This window comes from Acinetobacter pecorum (assembly GCF_014837015.1).
GTDB classification, from domain to species: domain Bacteria; phylum Pseudomonadota; class Gammaproteobacteria; order Pseudomonadales; family Moraxellaceae; genus Acinetobacter; species Acinetobacter pecorum.
Genome location: NZ_JACSPT010000001.1, coordinates 1 through 16,392 on the forward strand (window position 1 = coordinate 1; position 16,392 = coordinate 16,392).

Below are 16,392 nucleotides of genomic sequence, written 5' to 3' on the forward strand. Positions count from 1 at the left end.
ACTGGTGCGATCTCGCTTAAAGAAGGCGTGGAAATGGTTATGCCTGGTGACAACGTTGAGATGTCAGTAGAGCTAATTCACCCGATCGCAATGGACCCAGGTCTACGTTTTGCGATCCGTGAAGGCGGTCGTACAGTTGGTGCTGGTGTAGTTGCTAAAGTAACTGCATAATCATAGAATAAGACAGGCGAGTTGGGGTTTAGGCTCCAACTTGTTGTTTTGCAGGTCAGTAGTTCAATTGGTAGAGCGTCGGTCTCCAAAACCGAATGTTGGGGGTTCGAGTCCCTCCTGACCTGCCAAGTTTTTAAAAAGACGCTTGATGTCGGCAAAATTGGTCATATAATAAGTCGCGAAACCTACGACGAGTACAAAAATGTCGAATGAAAAATCACGCGACGCATTAGGCGAAGCGGCAATTCCTCAAAGAAATAATCCTGCAGTAGATGTAAATTCTGGTTCTCCATTAGACATAATTCTATGGGTTATCGCCTTGATTTTATTGGTGGGTGCAATGATGGTAAACCAATATTTACCAGCGTACTGGGCACCCGCAAATGATATTTGGGTGCGCGTTGGGGTGATTTTGGCTTGTATCGTTGCGGCATTCGGTTTATTATACGCCACCCATCAAGGCAAAGGCTTTATTCGCTTGCTGAAAGACGCGCGAATCGAGTTACGTCGAGTGACCTGGCCTACTAAACAAGAGACCATGACCACATCTTGGCATGTCCTTGTCGTTGTTGTCATTGCATCTATATTACTGTGGTGTTTTGATTATATTTTAGGCTGGTTAATCAAGTTTATTATCGGGTAAGAGAGCTATGAAACGTTGGTACATTATTCATGCCTATTCGGGCTATGAAAAACAAGTGATGCGTTCGCTTAATGATCGAATCCAGCGTAGCGCTGTAGCCGATAGCTTTGGTGAAGTCCTGGTTCCTACCGAAGAAGTGGTGGAAATGAAGGATGGCAAAAAGCGTAAATCAGAGCGTAAGTTCTTTCCTGGCTATGTTCTAGTCGAAATGGAAATGAACGATGATACTTGGCACATTGTTAAAGAATGTCCAAAAGTTTTAGGCTTTATTGGTGGGACGGCTGAAAAACCGGCACCGATTACGCAAAAAGAAGCAGATGCGATTCTTGCGCGTGTACGCAATACTGGTGAAGCACCTCGTCCTAAGACGATGTTTGAACCAGGCGAAGAATTACTCGTTATTGACGGTCCATTCACAGACTTTAAAGGTGTGGTGGAAGAGGTTCAGTACGAAAAGTCACGCTTAACGCTGACAATTAATGTATTTAACCGACCAACTCAAGTTGAATTGGAATTTCGCCAAGTCGAAAAATCAGTCTAATTTGTATGGGTTGAAAACGCCTGGCTTATTTATAAGTCAGGCATTGTTGTTGTAACGGTATCGTTACTTGAAATCATTGGGGAGCCTTCACCGGCGTTTGCACCCAGAGGTAATTTGAAATGGCTAAGAAGATTGACGGCTATATCAAGCTGCAAGTTCCAGCTGGTAAAGCGAATCCATCTCCACCGATTGGTCCTGCACTAGGTCAACGTGGTGTGAACATCATGGCATTCTGTAAAGAATTCAATGCTGCTACACAAAAACTTGAAGCTGGTCTGCCAATTCCAGTCGTGATCACTGTGTACAACGACAAGTCGTTCACATTCATCATGAAAACTCCACCTGCTGCTATTCTTCTTAAGAAAGCTGCTGGTATTCAAAAGGGTTCAGCTGTACCTAACAAAACTAAAGTTGGTAAGTTGACTCGTGCTCAGTTAGAAGAGATCGCGACTACTAAAGAACCAGATTTAACTGGTGCTGACTTAGACGCGCGTGTGCGTACCATTGCTGGTTCTGCACGTTCTATGGGCTTGGAAGTGGAGCTTTAAGACATGGCTAAATTAACTAAACGTCAAAAAGCGATTGCGTCTGCTGTAGAAGCGCACAAAGTTTACACACTAGAAGAAGCTGTTGCAGTTTTAGAGAGCCTTCCAGCTCCTAAATTCAAAGAGTCTCTAGACATCGCGGTAAATCTGGGTGTTGATCCTCGTAAATCTGACCAAGTTGTTCGTGGCGCGACTACACTTCCTGCAGGTACTGGTAAAACTGTACGTGTAGCTGTATTCGCTCAAGGCGCTGCTGCTGAAGCTGCTAAAGCTGAAGGCGCAGATGTTGTTGGTTTCGACGATCTTGCTGAAAGCATCCAAGCGGGTAACCTTGACTTTGATGTTGTAATTGCTGCTCCAGATGCAATGCGCGTTGTAGGTAAACTTGGTACAATCCTTGGTCCACGTGGCTTAATGCCAAACCCTAAAGTGGGTACTGTAACTCCTGACGTAGCAACTGCAGTTAAAAATGCAAAAGCTGGTCAAGCACGTTACCGTGTAGACAAAGCGGGTATCATCCACGCTGCGATCGGTCAAGTAGGTTTTACTGCTGAAGCTGTTCGTCAAAACGTTGAAGCACTTGTGGCTGACTTGAAAAAGTTAAAGCCTGCTACTTCTAAAGGCGTATACATTCAAAAGATCACTTTGAGCTCAACTATGGGTCCTGGTTTGATCGTTGATGTAGCAAACGTATCTAAGTAAGTCTCGACTTATTACAGAATTTTAAAGCCCTGAGTAAGTTTTAAAGCACTGCTTTAAAACTTACGCAAGAGAAACCGGTTTCGGGAATCTTGCGAACTTAGGCAAACTTTGAATTGATAAATGAAAATTTATCAGCGTCAAAGACCGCAGGCGAGGGGAGTTTTATGCTTCGCTCTTAATAGCTCAGCCTGCGTAGACGCGGTGGTGTGATTTGTTCATCCTCCGCGTGTGAGTCCAGTGATGGTCTCGCGAATTGGGAGTGTACTTCGCGTAAGTACATAAATCACCATTAGGAGGTTTTACAATGGCTCTTCTTATCGAAGGCAAAAAACAGATCGTAGCTGAAGTAACTGAAGTTGCTTCTACTGCATTTGCTGCTGTTGTTGCTGACTACCAAGGTTTAACTGTTGAGCAATTGACTGCTCTTCGTGTTGAAGCTCGTAAACTAGGTGTTCACACACGTATCGTGCGTAATACTTTGGCTAAACGCGCTCTTCAAGATACTCCATTCAATATCTTGAACGACAACCTTGTTGGCCCAACAATCTTAGCTTTCTCGACTTCTGAAGACGACATGGGCGCTGCTGCTCGTGTGTTCGAAGAATTTGCGAAAACTAATAAAGCATTTGAACTTAAAGCTGCTGCATTTGATGGCAAAGTGTATCAAGGTGCTGAAGTTAGCGTTATCGCGAACCTTCCGAACCAAGAGAAAGCACTTACTATGCTTGCAAATGTACTTCAAGCACCTATTTCGAAATTGGGTCGCTTGCTTACAGCGCTTCAAGAGAAAAACGGTTCAGAAGCTGCATAAGCTCAAACTTACACACACATCATTCAATACCCATTTGGAGTTACTCTCATGGCTTTAACAAACGAAGAAATCCTAAACGCAGTTGCTGAAAAAACTGTTCTTGAACTTGTTGAACTTATTTCTGCTTTTGAAGAGAAATTCAACGTTTCTGCTGCTGCTGTAGCTGTAGCTGCTGGTCCTGCTGCTGCTGCCGCTGAAGAGCAATCTGAATTCAACGTTGAGTTGACTTCATTCGGCGCGAACAAAGTTGCTGTAATTAAAGCAGTTCGTGAAGTAACTGGTCTTGGCTTAAAAGAAGCTAAAGATATGGTTGAAGGCGCTCCAGCGATCCTTAAAGAAGGCGTTTCTAAAGAAGAAGCTGAAGAACTTAAAGCTAAGCTTGAAACTTCTGGTGCAACAATTACTGTTAAGTAATTTTGCCGGGAGCCGGTTTTTTTATAATCGGCTCCAAAAATTGGCTGATGGCTCTTGGGTCATCAGCCTTTTTGCGTTACAATAATCGGCTCGATTTTTGTTTGCATGATATAAAATTCATACAAATTAAAAATAAACATAATGAACAAACGCTTACCAATATTTTTCATTAAAAAAATATTGATAAGCGTTTTAATACCACTAAAAATTGCAGCATTTGTAAAGAGTGGTGGCCATATCGGCCAGCGTAATTCCTTCTGAGCCCGTTCTGCAGGCGGGCTTGGTTTACACTTTCCGAGGACTCCAGATGGCATACTCATATACCGAAAAGAAACGGATCCGTAAGAATTTTGGTAAATTGCCTAGCGTCATGGATGCTCCGTACTTGCTCGCGATTCAAGTCGACTCGTACAGAACATTCTTACAAGATGGCAAATCACCAAAAAACCGCGAAGATATCGGTCTCCAAGCCGCATTTCGTTCAGTTTTTCCTATTGAAAGTTATTCTGGCAATGCTGCTTTAGAATTTGTTGAGTATAGTCTTGGTAAGCCTGAGTTTGATGTACGCGAATGTATCCTTCGTGGCTCAACTTATGCAGCACCAATGCGTGTAAAAATTCGTTTGATCCTGAAAGATCGTGAAACGAAGTCAATTAAAGACGTACGTGAACAAGAAGTCTATATGGGCGAAATGCCATTGATGACGGATAACGGTACCTTTGTGATTAACGGTACCGAGCGTGTGATCGTGTCACAATTACACCGTTCACCAGGCGTATTCTTTGACCACGATAAGGGCAAGACTCACTCAAGTGGTAAAGTTCTTTATTCAGCACGTATCATTCCTTACCGTGGTTCATGGTTAGACTTTGAATTCGATGCGAAAGACCTGGTTTATGTACGTATTGACCGTCGTCGTAAATTACTTGCGACTGTAGTACTTCGTGCCTTGGGTTATAGTAACGAAAACATTCTCGATATGTTCTACGAGAAAGTACCTGTGTATCTTGACATGGGTAGCTACCAGATTGACCTGGTGCCTGAACGTCTGCGTGGCGAAATGGCACAGTTTGACATCCTGGACAAGGATGGCAAGGCAATTGTTGAGCAAGGTAAACGTATCAATGCGCGTCATGTACGTCAAATGGAAGCTTCGGGTCTTGAAAAACTTGCAGTACCTGATGAGTACCTATATGAGCGTATTACTGCTGAAGACATCCCATTAAAAGATGGTGATGTGATTGCAGCCAATACTGTATTAAGCCATGAAATTATGGTGAAAATTGCAGAAGGCGGTGTGAAGCAGTTCAATATTCTGTTCACCAATGATATCGACCGCGGTTCATTCATTGCAGATTCTCTACGTGCAGATACGACTACAAGCCGTGAAGAAGCATTGGTAGAAATCTACAAGGTTATGCGTCCGGGCGAGCCACCAACCAAAGAAGCTGCTGAAAACCTGTTTAACAACTTATTCTTCTCTTCTGAGCGTTATGACCTGTCTCCAGTGGGTCGTATGAAGTTCAACCGTCGTTTGGGTCGTCCTTACGAAGTGGGTACAGACCAGAAGTCACGTGAAGTTGAAGGTATTCTCTCGAATGAGGATATCACTGATGTACTGAAAACATTAGTTGAAATCCGTAACGGTAAAGGTGAAGTCGACGATATCGACCACTTGGGTAACCGTCGTGTTCGTTCTGTTGGTGAAATGACAGAAAACCAATTCCGTGTGGGTCTGGTTCGTGTAGAACGTGCTGTTAAAGAGCGTCTGTCACAAGCTGAAACTGATAACCTGTCTCCGCAGGATTTGATCAACGCGAAGCCAGTGGCTGCTGCAATCAAAGAATTCTTTGGTTCAAGCCAGTTGTCCCAGTTCATGGACCAAAACAACCCGTTGTCTGAAATTACACACAAACGTCGTGTATCAGCGCTTGGTCCGGGTGGTTTGACACGTGAGCGTGCAGGCTTTGAAGTACGTGACGTACATCAAACTCACTATGGCCGTGTTTGTCCAATTGAAACACCGGAAGGTCCAAACATTGGTTTGATCAACTCGCTTTCTGTATATGCTAAAGCGAACGAGTTCGGTTTCCTGGAAACACCGTATCGTAAAGTGGTTGATGGTCGTGTAACAGACGAAGTTGAATACTTATCTGCTATTGAAGAAGTGGGTACTGTGATTGCACAGGCCGATTCTGCAATTGATAAAGATGGTCATTTAACTGAAGAATTCGTATCTGTACGTCATCAAGGTGACTTCGTACGTATGCCTCCTGAAAAAGTAACGCATATGGATGTATCTGCTCAGCAGGTAGTCTCTGTAGCAGCCTCACTGATTCCATTCCTAGAACACGATGATGCCAACCGTGCATTGATGGGTTCAAACATGCAACGTCAGGCAGTTCCGACGTTGATCGCTGACAAGCCGCTTGTTGGTACAGGTATGGAAGCGAACGTAGCACATGACTCTGGTGTATGTGTGATCGCGAAACGTGGTGGTCGTATCGAATATGTAGATGCGTCACGTGTGGTTATTCGTGTGAATGAAGACGAAATGATCGCAGGTGAAGCAGGTGTAGATATCTACAACCTGATCAAGTACACCCGTTCGAACCAGAACACTTGTATCAACCAGAAAGTTCTTGTGAACATGGGCGATAAAGTAGGTCGTGGCGATGTGCTTGCTGATGGTCCATCAACAGATGGCGGTGAGCTGGCACTGGGCCAGAACATGCGCGTTGCGTTCATGACCTGGAATGGTTACAACTACGAAGACTCGATCTTGTTATCTGAGCGTGTACTTCAAGAAGACCGTTTAACGTCTATTCATATCCAGGAATTGTCATGTGTTGCACGTGATACCAAACTGGGTGCGGAAGAAATCACTGCGGATATTCCGAACGTAGGTGAAGCTGCTCTGTCTAAACTGGACGAGTCAGGTATCGTTTACATCGGTGCTGAAGTAACTGCCGGTGACATCCTGGTTGGTAAAGTGACACCTAAAGGTGAAACGCAGCTTACTCCGGAAGAAAAATTGCTACGTGCAATCTTCGGTGAAAAAGCGGCTGACGTAAAAGACTCATCTTTACGCGTTCCATCGGGTACGAAAGGTACTGTGATTGACGTTCAAGTGTTTACACGTGACGGTCTTGAAAAAGACGAACGTGCTCAAGCAATTGAAAAAGCACAGCTTGATGCATACCGTAAAGACTTGAAAGAAGAGTTCAAAATCTTCGAAGAAGCTGCACGTGAACGTGTGATCCGTCTACTCAACGGCCAAGAGTCGAATGGTGGCGGTACAACTAAACGTGGCGACAAATTGTCTGAAGACGTGTTGTCTGGTTTAGAGCTCGTTGATCTTCTTGAAATTCAACCAGTTGATGAAGCAATTGCTGAACGTTTAACGCAAATTCAAGTGTTCTTGAAAGAGAAGGGCTTTGAAATTGACGAGAAATTTGCTGAGAAAAAACGCAAACTTTCTACAGGTGATGAACTGACTACTGGCGTATTGAAAGTTGTTAAAGTTTATCTTGCTGTAAAACGTCGCATCCAGCCGGGTGATAAGATGGCGGGTCGTCACGGTAACAAAGGTGTTGTATCTAACATCTTACCGGTAGAAGACATGCCACATGATGCCAACGGTGTACCTGTTGATATCGTGCTTAACCCGCTGGGCGTACCATCGCGTATGAACGTGGGTCAGATTCTTGAAACTCACTTGGGTATGGCTGCAAAAGGTCTTGGCGATCAAATCGACAAGATGATGAAAGAGCAACGTACTGTACTTGAGCTTCGTGATTTCCTAGACAAGATTTACAACAAAGTGGGTGGCGAGCAAGAAGATCTTGATAGCTTGACCGACGAAGAAATCTTGAAACTTTCTGGCAACTTGCGTGCTGGTGTGCCTTTGGCAACGCCTGTATTCGATGGTGCTGAAGAGGGTCAGATCAAAGAGTTGTTACAACTTGCAGGCCTATCTAGTACTGGTCAGACTGTATTATATGATGGTCGTACAGGTGAACGTTTCGACCGTCCGGTAACTGTCGGTTATATGTACATGCTGAAACTGAACCACTTGGTTGATGATAAGATGCATGCGCGTTCAACTGGTTCTTACTCGCTAGTAACGCAACAGCCGCTTGGTGGTAAAGCACAATTCGGTGGTCAGCGTTTCGGTGAGATGGAAGTCTGGGCACTAGAAGCTTACGGTGCAGCATATACGCTACAAGAAATGCTGACTGTGAAATCGGATGACGTTGAAGGCCGTACCCGTATCTACAAGAACATTGTAGATGGCAACCATTATATGGATCCGGGCATGCCTGAATCGTTCAACGTATTGACCAAAGAGATCCGTTCTTTAGGTATCAACATTGAACTGAAAAATGGTGACTAATTAGTTCCATTTAATCCCCCCAACCCCCTTTATGAAAGGGGGGGATTTGCTCCTCTTGCTTTGAGGAGTTTTCCCCCTTAGAAAAAGGGGGATCAAGGGGGATTAGTTCAGTTAAAAAACAATATTTGTGACCCAGTTGTTGAGTGAAAATCTCCACAACACACGGAGAAAAAAATTGAAAGACTTGCTCGATATCATGCGCAAAAAGACGGATTCAGACGGTCATGCTCCTGTAGAGTTTGATCGCATCCGTATTGGTCTTGCGTCACCAGAAATGATTAAGTCATGGTCTCACGGTGAAGTTAAAAAGCCAGAAACCATTAACTATCGTACGTTCAAGCCTGAACGTGATGGTTTGTTCTGTGCCAAAATCTTTGGTCCAGTAAAAGATTATGAATGCTTGTGTGGTAAATACAAGCGTATGAAATACAAAGGCGTCATTTGTGAAAAATGTGGCGTTGAAGTGACTACTGCGAAAGTTCGTCGTGAACGTATGGGTCATATTGACCTTGCTTCACCGGTTGCGCACATCTGGTTCTTGAAATCATTACCAAGCCGTATCGGTCTTCTTTTAGACATGACGCTGCGTGATATTGAACGTGTATTGTATTTCGAATCTTATGTAGTGACCGATCCGGGTATGACTCCATTTGAGAAATACCAGCTTCTAAACGATGAAGAATACTTCAATGCATTAGAAGAACACGGTGATGAATTCACAGCGAAAATGGGTGCTGAAGCGGTTCAAGACCTGTTGAAAGACATCGATCTTGAAGCTGAAATTGCACGTCTTCGTGAAGAAATTCCTGTTACAACGTCAGAAACCAAGCTGAAAAAGGCCTCTAAACGTTTGAAGTTGATGGAAGCATTCAACGATTCAAACAACAAGCCAGAATGGATGGTGTTGACTGTACTTCCAGTTCTTCCACCAGATCTTCGTCCGCTTGTACCACTTGAAGGTGGTCGTTTCGCGACTTCTGACCTGAACGATCTTTATCGTCGTGTGATCAACCGTAACAACCGTTTGAAGCGTCTTCTTGACCTTGCTGCGCCAGACATCATCGTACGTAACGAAAAACGTATGTTGCAAGAGTCTGTAGATGCATTGCTGGATAACGGTCGTCGCGGTCGTGCAATTACCGGTTCGAACAAGCGTCCACTTAAATCTTTGGCAGACATGATCAAAGGTAAACAGGGTCGTTTCCGTCAAAACTTACTTGGTAAGCGTGTTGACTACTCTGGCCGTTCGGTAATTACTGTTGGTCCAAACCTGCGTTTGCACCAATGTGGTCTTCCGAAAAAAATGGCACTTGAACTGTTCAAGCCATTTATTTTTGCGAAACTACAGGCATCTGGTCAAGCAACCACCATTAAAGCTGCGAAGAAAATGGTTGAGCGCGAAACCCCAGAAGTTTGGGACGTACTTGCTCACGTGATTCGTCAACATCCAGTGATGTTGAACCGTGCACCAACTCTTCACCGTCTGGGTCTTCAAGCATTTGAACCGATCCTGATCGAAGGTAAAGCGATCCGTCTACATCCACTCGTATGTGCTGCGTTTAACGCCGACTTCGATGGTGACCAGATGGCGGTACACGTACCATTAACACTTGAAGCTCAGCTTGAAGCTCGTGCGTTAATGATGTCGACAAACAACATCTTGTCTCCAGCGAACGGTGAGCCAATCATCGTACCGTCTCAGGACGTTGTCTTGGGCTTGTATTACATCACGCGTGATGCAATCAATGCCAAAGGTGAAGGCATGGTGTTCGCGGATACTCACGAAGTAAACCGTGCACTGGCAACAGGTCAGGTTGATCTACACGCTCGCGTTAAAGCACGTGTACACCAGACTGTGATCGACGAAGACGGTAACCGCGAACAGCAAACCATTATTGTAGATACGACGCCTGGTCGCTGCCTACTTTGGGAAGTTGTACCTGAAGGGATGGATTTCCAGCAAATTAACGTTGAGATGACCAAGAAAAACATCTCTAAGTTAATTAACTCTTGCTACCGTAAATTGGGTCTGAAAGATACTGTTATCTTCGCTGACCAATTAATGTACTTGGGCTTCCGTCAAGCGACGCGTTCAGGTGTATCTGTCGGTATGGAAGACATGGTTATTCCACCGCAAAAACAAGCAATTATTGGTAAAGCGGAAGCTGAAGTTCGTGAAATCGAACAACAGTTCGAACAAGGTTTCGTAACTGCCGGCGAACGTTATAACAAAGTGGTCGATATTTGGGCACGTACCAATGACCAGGTTGCTAAAGCGATGATGGACAACTTGTCTTTCACCACTGTGAAGAACAAACAGGGTGAAGATGAGAAGCAAAAATCATTCAACTCGATCTACATGATGTCTGACTCGGGTGCCCGTGGTTCGGCAGCTCAGATTCGTCAGTTGGCGGGTATGCGTGGTTTGATGGCGAAGCCGGATGGCTCGATCATTGAAACCCCAATTAAAGCGAACTTCCGTGAAGGTTTGACCGTACTTCAGTACTTCATCTCGACACATGGTGCGCGTAAAGGTTTGGCCGATACAGCACTTAAGACTGCAAACTCTGGTTACTTGACTCGTCGTCTGGTAGACGTTGCGCAGGACTTGGTCATTACCGAGCCAGATTGTGGTACCTTCGACGGCCTAGTAATGACTCCGTTCATTCAGGGTGGTGATGTCATCGAGAACCTGGGTGCACGAGTATTGGGTCGTGTAGTTGCTGAAGATGTCAAGAAAGTGGGTACAGATGAAGTTCTGCTTCCACGTAATACTTTAATTGACGAGAAACTGGCTGCGTTTATCGAAAGCCAGGGTGTCGACGAAATTAAAGTGCGTTCAGTCGTGAACTGTGCATCTACCTTCGGTGTATGTGCGAAATGTTACGGTCGTGACCTGGCACGTGGTCATCAGGTGAACCCGGGTGAGTCTGTTGGTGTTATGGCAGCTCAATCGATTGGTGAGCCAGGTACACAGTTAACCATGCGTACCTTCCACGTGGGTGGTGCTGCGAGCCGAACTTCTGCTGCAAACAGCGTACAGGTTCGTAACCAGGGTACAGTACGTTTCCACAACGTGAAAACAGTACAACATGCCAAAGGTCACTTGGTATCGACTTCACGTTCAGGTGAAATCGGTATTGCGGATGACTTAGGTCGTGAGCGTGAGCGCTATAAAATTCCATACGGTGCATCTATCTTGCTCAAAGATGGCGAAGCTGTAGAAGCAGGCGGTATCGTGGCGACTTGGGATCCGCATACACATCCATTGGTAACAGAAGTTGCTGGTAAAGTGCGTTTCAGCCAGATTGCTGATGGCGTGACGGTTACTTCTAAAACTGATGATGCAACAGGTATGTCAACCATCGAAATCTTGCCAGTGACTTCACGTCCTGCGTCAGGTAAAGATTTGCGTCCTGCTGTTGTATTAGACACAGTCGATGGTGGTGAGCAGTTCTACTTCCTGCCACAAAACACGATTCTTTCTGTTCGCGATGGCGAAACAATTGGTGTCGGTGACGTAATCGGTCGTGTACCACAAGAATCTTCACGTACTCGTGATATTACCGGTGGTCTGCCACGTGTAGCTGACTTGTTCGAAGCACGTAAGCCGAAAGAGCATGCAATCCTTGCAGAAGTGTCAGGTGTTGTGAGCTTTGGTAAAGAGACCAAAGGTAAGAACCGTCTGGTGATTACGCCGGATGATGGCTCTGAAATCTATGAAGAGCTGATTCCGAAATGGCGTACCATTAACGTGTTCGAAGGCGAGCATGTAAACCGTGGTGAGACGATTTCTGATGGTCCACAAAACCCGCATGACATTTTACGTCTGAAAGGTGAAGTGGCATTGACGAATTACATCGTGAACGAAGTTCAGGACGTATACCGTCTGCAAGGTGTAAAAATCAACGATAAGCATATTGAAGTGATCGTACGTCAAATGCTGCGTAAAGTTGATATCACTGACGGTGGAGATACTAGCTTCATCAAAGGCGAACAAGTGGATTACATCCGTGTTGTTCAGGAAAACCAAGCAGTTCTTGCGCAAAACAAGTTCCCTGCGAAGTTTGAACGTCAATTGATGGGTATTACCAAAGCATCGCTTTCTACTGACTCGTTCATCTCTGCTGCATCGTTCCAGGAAACCACACGTGTGTTAACTGAAGCGGCTGTAACAGGTAAAGAAGATGATTTACGCGGCTTGAAAGAGAACGTGGTTGTAGGTCGTCTGATCCCAGCGGGTACAGGTTTGGCTTACCACTTAGAGCGTCGTCGTCAAGAAGCAGAAGCTGCAGAATTTGAACTGCATAATAACTTCTCTGATGTGGACCAAGCTTTAAGCCAGGCATTTAACGAAGAATTCTAATTCAAGTTAAAGCTTAAAAAAGAGACGCCTTCGGGCGTCTTTTTTTATACAAAACTCATCCAGATAGCTTCCTCAACATGGGAATTATCCACTGATACTTACAAAAATCAGCAGGAATACCGAGAGAAATAACACGCTGCAGATTTTAGTTCCATAAAATGAAGATAAGCTTAATTAAAACAAGACAAGACAGGAAGGCCAAGGTCATGAAAAAGTTAATCGGTGTTATGGCAGTTGCCACGCTTTCCACCTTTATGTTGGCAGGTTGTGAAAACATGTCGAGCAAAAATCAACGTATTGGTGCTGCTGCCTTAGGTGGTGCCGTCGGTGGTGGCGTAGGTAATAGTGTCGGTGGTGGTGTCGGTTCTGCGATTGGTGGTGGTGCCGGTGCTGCAGTAGGTAGTAAATCCCAAGGTGGTTCCAACCGTAATGCAACCTATAGTGGTGTAGGTGGTGCGGTAGGATCAGCAGTCGGTAAAAGCATCTTTGGTGGTAATGCCGGTGCTGCAATCGGTGGTGCCATCGGTGGTGGTGCCGGAGCTGCCATTGAACAGGATAACCGTCGTCGTTAAGTCCTGTTTCACTTGTAAAATAATCTAAATTTAAAAGCGCCATATGGGCGCTTTTATCTTATTTGACAGATAGGCTTTTCCCTTTGCTCTGTTTTCGCCGGATATAAACCGTTTTCTCTACTTCCGCAATCCTGACCCCGGCTTCATCATAGATATTTAGCTGATAATTGCGGTATACAGGTGCATTGTTGGCCGCCAAATTGATAATTGTGCTGATTTCTTCAGCAGAGATCCGGATGTCCGCGATCACGGTGCCGCGGCCAGGAGCCAAAAACTGAATACTGGCACCTTTATCCCAGACCAGATATTTCGGCCCCAAATGATGCATCAGCAGTAACATATAAAAAGGATCGACCATCGAATACAGGCTGCCACCAAAATGTACGCCGACAATATTCTGGTTTTTACGGGTTAGCGGCATTTTGACCCGCACGTGATAATTATTAAAATCAATCTTATCAATTTCGATACCTGCACCCCGGTAAGGAGCATAGCGGTTCAAAATAAATTTTGATACCAGCGGCAGTTGTTGAATTTTCTGGAATAGGTTCATACTGACATTCTTTTTGTGGCTTTGATTATGCATACTAGAGCAACAAAAATGCGCTAGCATTGATCAATCATGCCGATTTATAAACTAAGCGGTCAATAACAAGAACAGGATTAAAAGATGGAAATGCAAACACAATGGGTCGATACCACGGATCAGCAGCGGCTCTGTGTCAGAACTTATGGACAGCCCACACAGCCGGCATTGGTGCTGGTTCATGGCTATCCCGATCATCAGATGGTTTGGGAGCCAGTCATTCATTATTTAACTCAGAACTACTTTATTGTGACCTATGATGTACGTGGTGCAGGTGAGTCCAGTATTCCTAAAAAAATCTCGGATTACCGTCTGGCACGTTTAAGTCAGGATCTGGAAGAAGTAGTGAATAAGGTATTGCCGAATCGAGCTTTTCATTTGGCTGCACATGACTGGGGCTCAATTCAGTCTTGGGAATCTGTCACAGATTTTAGATTCAAAGGCCGAATTTTGTCTTATAGCACGCTGTCCGGCCCCTGTCTGGACCATGCAGCTTTCTGGATGCGCGAACAGTTCCAGCAAAACAGAACAAAATTCTTAAAGCAGATGAGCAAGTCTTGGTATATCGCGGTGTTTCAGCTGCCCTGGGTGGCACCTTTGGCCTGGAATTTTTTTAATCCGCAGCGTTGGGCCAAGATCGTTGAGCAACTGGAAAAACGCGATGATCTGCCGCTTAATCCCTATATTGTCAAAGATGGAAAATATGGTGTGAATCTGTATCGGGCTAACTTTTTGCCACGTTTAGCTCAACCACGGCAGCGCTTTGCAATCTGTCCTGTACAAGCGATTGTGTTGCAAAATGATAAGTTTGTCGGCCCTGATCTGATCGATGAAGTGTCTAAATGGGTGGATGATTTTTCGAGAGTAGAATTGGCTGCCAATCACTGGGCGATTCTGAGTCAGCCAGAGCAAGTTGCTCAATTAATTGATCATTTTATTCAGAAGAAGTCTGCGGTCATCGATTGAGAAGCCGCTTTGTGAAGCATGACCCGGCGAGGAGAAAGTGGCGGAATTTTTATCCGTATTTTCTGATAAAATAGCGGCTTTCTCTCTATCTCCGATTCATTATGTTCGCAATTCTTGCTGCTATTGGAGTCATGTTTGGACTCTCATTGGCACGTGTACCTGTGGTTTTTGCCCTGGTCATTGGTGCTGTTACAGGTGGTTTATTGGCAGGTCTTGGCCTGCAGGGTACCTTAGACGCATTTAACAATGGTTTGGGTGGTGGGGCCAAAATTGCCTTGGCTTACGGTATTCTAGGTGCATTTGCTTTGGCCTTGGCACGTTCGGGTTTACCGGATTTACTGGCCTATAAAATGATTAGCACCTTAAAGGGTGAGGCGGATTTTAAAGCACAGAACCGGATGAAATATCTGATCTTTTTCACCGTCGCTATTGCTGCAGTGTTCTCACAGAATGTCATTCCTGTGCATATTGCTTTCATTCCGGTACTGATTCCACCGCTATTGATTGTATTTAACCATTTACAGCTGGATCGCCGTCTGGTGGCCTGCCTGCTAACCTTTGGCTTGGTTGCAACCTATATGCTGATTCCAGTGGGTTTTGGTGCGATCTTCCTGAATGATATTCTGGGTTATAACATCAATACTTTTGGTAAGCCTTATGGTTTTGAAATCAGCTATGACCAGATTCCATCTGCCATGGCGATCCCGGTATTTGGAATGTTCGTTGGCTTATTGGTGGCTATATTTATCAGCTATCGTAAACCGCGTCAGTATAAAGACATTCAGATTGAAAAGCCGCAAAGTATTTCATCTGAACTCGGGGTAGAGCCACAGCTTAAACCTGAAATTTCGAAATTCACTATCTGGATGGCCGGTCTGGCTGTTATTTTAACCCTGGTAGTGCAACTGTACTCAGATTCAATGATTCTAGCAGGTCTGGTCGGTGTGGCGATTCTCAGCTGTGCCGGTATTTTCAAGTGGAAAGAAGCGGATGATGTGATAATTACCGGTATGCGCATGATGGCGCTGGTCGGTTTTATCATGATTGCAGCACAAGGTTTTGCAGCCGTGATTGAAGCCACCAATCAGGTGCCTGCGCTGGTCGAGGCATCGGTCCACTGGATTGGTAATAGTCAGGCACTGGCCGCATTTTTGATGCTGCTGATCGGTCTGCTGATTACCTTAGGTATTGGTTCGTCTTTCTCAACCATTCCGATTCTAGCGATTATCTATGTGCCGCTTTGTATCCAGTTCGGTTTTAGTCCTGCAGCGACTATTGCGATTATCGGGACTGCAGCAGCTTTGGGTGATGCCGGTTCCCCAGCATCGGATTCAACTTTAGGTCCGACTTCGGGTTTAAACATGGATGGTCAACATGACCATATGAAAGACAGCGTAGTCCCTACCTTTATTCATTTTAATATTCCGCTGATCATTTTTGGCTGGATTGCAGCTATGGTCCTCTAAGGAAATTTTAATCTGCCCTGATATAGATCAGGGCAGATTAATCTGGATTTAAAATAAATTATAAGATGTATTTTAAATATTTTTATTAAAGATTAAATTAATATAAACCTGATTGTTTTACTCTGAATAAAGCCTGTTAATCTGATTAATTCACTTGGTATTTAAAACCAACCTTTCCAGTCAATTTAAAATAAATTTAAAGTTAAAACAATA

Annotated in this window: 14 protein-coding genes and 1 tRNA gene; 13 read left to right on the top strand and 2 right to left on the bottom strand. The window is 44.7% G+C overall.

Going from position 1 to position 16,392, the window contains the following annotated elements:
• The 8 genes from H9629_RS00005 to rplL all read left to right on the top strand — a co-directional run.
• Positions 1 to 171 (top strand): EF-Tu C-terminal domain-related protein (locus H9629_RS00005; protein ID WP_449689269.1); only part of this gene is annotated, 171 nt, incomplete at its 5' end.
• A 52-nt stretch (positions 172 to 223) separates the two neighbouring features.
• A tRNA-Trp gene (locus H9629_RS00010) sits at positions 224 to 299 on the top strand.
• A 74-nt stretch (positions 300 to 373) separates the two neighbouring features.
• Entirely contained in the window at positions 374 to 814 is a 441-nt protein-coding gene (gene secE, locus H9629_RS00015) for a preprotein translocase subunit SecE (protein WP_064094976.1), read from the top strand.
• 7 nt (positions 815 to 821) lie between these two features.
• Positions 822 to 1,355, top strand: a complete 534-nt coding sequence (gene nusG, locus H9629_RS00020; protein ID WP_064094975.1) for a transcription termination/antitermination protein NusG — start codon at positions 822 to 824, stop codon at positions 1,353 to 1,355.
• A 119-nt stretch (positions 1,356 to 1,474) separates the two neighbouring features.
• On the top strand, positions 1,475 to 1,903 hold the full coding sequence (rplK, locus tag H9629_RS00025) for a 50S ribosomal protein L11 (RefSeq protein WP_004813566.1): 429 nt from the start codon (positions 1,475 to 1,477) through the stop codon (positions 1,901 to 1,903).
• 3 nt (positions 1,904 to 1,906) lie between these two features.
• A complete protein-coding gene (rplA, locus tag H9629_RS00030) occupies positions 1,907 to 2,602 on the top strand; it encodes a 50S ribosomal protein L1 (protein ID WP_064094974.1) in 696 nt (231 codons plus the stop codon).
• A gap of 304 nt (positions 2,603 to 2,906) precedes the next feature.
• Positions 2,907 to 3,413, top strand: coding sequence for a 50S ribosomal protein L10 (gene rplJ / locus H9629_RS00035; protein ID WP_064094973.1), 507 nt, complete (start codon positions 2,907 to 2,909; stop codon positions 3,411 to 3,413).
• A gap of 48 nt (positions 3,414 to 3,461) precedes the next feature.
• Complete coding sequence (gene rplL / locus H9629_RS00040) at positions 3,462 to 3,827, top strand: 50S ribosomal protein L7/L12 (protein WP_064094972.1); 366 nt, start codon at positions 3,462 to 3,464, stop codon at positions 3,825 to 3,827.
• A 62-nt stretch (positions 3,828 to 3,889) separates the two neighbouring features.
• On the opposite strand, the gene H9629_RS00045 is transcribed toward rplL, so the two are convergent.
• Positions 3,890 to 4,141 (bottom strand): hypothetical protein, encoded by a 252-nt coding sequence (locus H9629_RS00045; protein ID WP_064102178.1) that lies wholly within the window; start codon positions 4,139 to 4,141, stop codon positions 3,890 to 3,892.
• On the opposite strand from H9629_RS00045, the gene rpoB reads away from it, so the two are divergent.
• The 3 genes from rpoB to H9629_RS00060 all read left to right on the top strand — a co-directional run bounded on the left by rpoB (position 4,135) and on the right by H9629_RS00060 (position 13,161).
• Entirely contained in the window at positions 4,135 to 8,223 is a 4,089-nt protein-coding gene (gene rpoB, locus H9629_RS00050; protein ID WP_064094971.1) for a DNA-directed RNA polymerase subunit beta, read from the top strand. The genes H9629_RS00045 and rpoB overlap by 7 nt on opposite strands.
• A gap of 175 nt (positions 8,224 to 8,398) precedes the next feature.
• Positions 8,399 to 12,589 (top strand): DNA-directed RNA polymerase subunit beta', encoded by a 4,191-nt coding sequence (gene rpoC, locus H9629_RS00055; RefSeq protein ID WP_064094970.1) that lies wholly within the window; start codon positions 8,399 to 8,401, stop codon positions 12,587 to 12,589.
• Positions 12,590 to 12,795: 206 nt separating this feature from the next.
• Positions 12,796 to 13,161: a hypothetical protein gene (locus tag H9629_RS00060; protein ID WP_064094969.1), complete on the top strand. Its 366-nt coding sequence runs from the start codon at positions 12,796 to 12,798 to the stop codon at positions 13,159 to 13,161.
• 58 nt (positions 13,162 to 13,219) lie between these two features.
• Here H9629_RS00060 and H9629_RS00065 read toward each other — a convergent pair whose 3' ends face one another.
• A complete protein-coding gene (locus tag H9629_RS00065; protein WP_191730312.1) occupies positions 13,220 to 13,714 on the bottom strand; it encodes a DUF4442 domain-containing protein in 495 nt (164 codons plus the stop codon).
• Positions 13,715 to 13,831: 117 nt separating this feature from the next.
• Here H9629_RS00065 and H9629_RS00070 point away from each other — a divergent pair, with 117 nt between their 5' ends.
• Both H9629_RS00070 and H9629_RS00075 read left to right on the top strand, forming a co-directional pair.
• The gene (locus tag H9629_RS00070; RefSeq protein WP_064094967.1) at positions 13,832 to 14,713 is read left to right on the top strand and encodes an alpha/beta fold hydrolase; all 882 of its coding nucleotides are present in this window, start codon (positions 13,832 to 13,834) and stop codon (positions 14,711 to 14,713) included.
• Positions 14,714 to 14,814: 101 nt separating this feature from the next.
• Positions 14,815 to 16,179, top strand: coding sequence for a Na+/H+ antiporter family protein (locus tag H9629_RS00075; RefSeq protein WP_064094966.1), 1,365 nt, complete (start codon positions 14,815 to 14,817; stop codon positions 16,177 to 16,179).
• The last annotated feature ends 213 nt before the right edge of the window (positions 16,180 to 16,392 follow it).

Bases quoted from the DNA above. Each gene is read 5' to 3' on its own strand.
- rplK (WP_004813566.1), top strand. From the start codon at position 1,475: ATGGCTAAGAAGATTGACGGCTATATCAAGCTGCAAGTTCCAGCTGGT.
- rplA (WP_064094974.1), top strand. From the start codon at position 1,907: ATGGCTAAATTAACTAAACGTCAAAAAGCGATTGCGTCTGCTGTAGAA.
- H9629_RS00075 (WP_064094966.1), top strand. From the start codon at position 14,815: ATGTTCGCAATTCTTGCTGCTATTGGAGTCATGTTTGGACTCTCATTG.
- rplL (WP_064094972.1), top strand. From the start codon at position 3,462: ATGGCTTTAACAAACGAAGAAATCCTAAACGCAGTTGCTGAAAAAACT.
- H9629_RS00060 (WP_064094969.1), top strand. From the start codon at position 12,796: ATGAAAAAGTTAATCGGTGTTATGGCAGTTGCCACGCTTTCCACCTTT.
- H9629_RS00065 (WP_191730312.1), bottom strand. From the start codon at position 13,714: ATGAACCTATTCCAGAAAATTCAACAACTGCCGCTGGTATCAAAATTT.
- nusG (WP_064094975.1), top strand. From the start codon at position 822: ATGAAACGTTGGTACATTATTCATGCCTATTCGGGCTATGAAAAACAA.
- rpoB (WP_064094971.1), top strand. From the start codon at position 4,135: ATGGCATACTCATATACCGAAAAGAAACGGATCCGTAAGAATTTTGGT.
- secE (WP_064094976.1), top strand. From the start codon at position 374: ATGTCGAATGAAAAATCACGCGACGCATTAGGCGAAGCGGCAATTCCT.
- H9629_RS00045 (WP_064102178.1), bottom strand. From the start codon at position 4,141: ATGCCATCTGGAGTCCTCGGAAAGTGTAAACCAAGCCCGCCTGCAGAA.
- rplJ (WP_064094973.1), top strand. From the start codon at position 2,907: ATGGCTCTTCTTATCGAAGGCAAAAAACAGATCGTAGCTGAAGTAACT.
- H9629_RS00070 (WP_064094967.1), top strand. From the start codon at position 13,832: ATGGAAATGCAAACACAATGGGTCGATACCACGGATCAGCAGCGGCTC.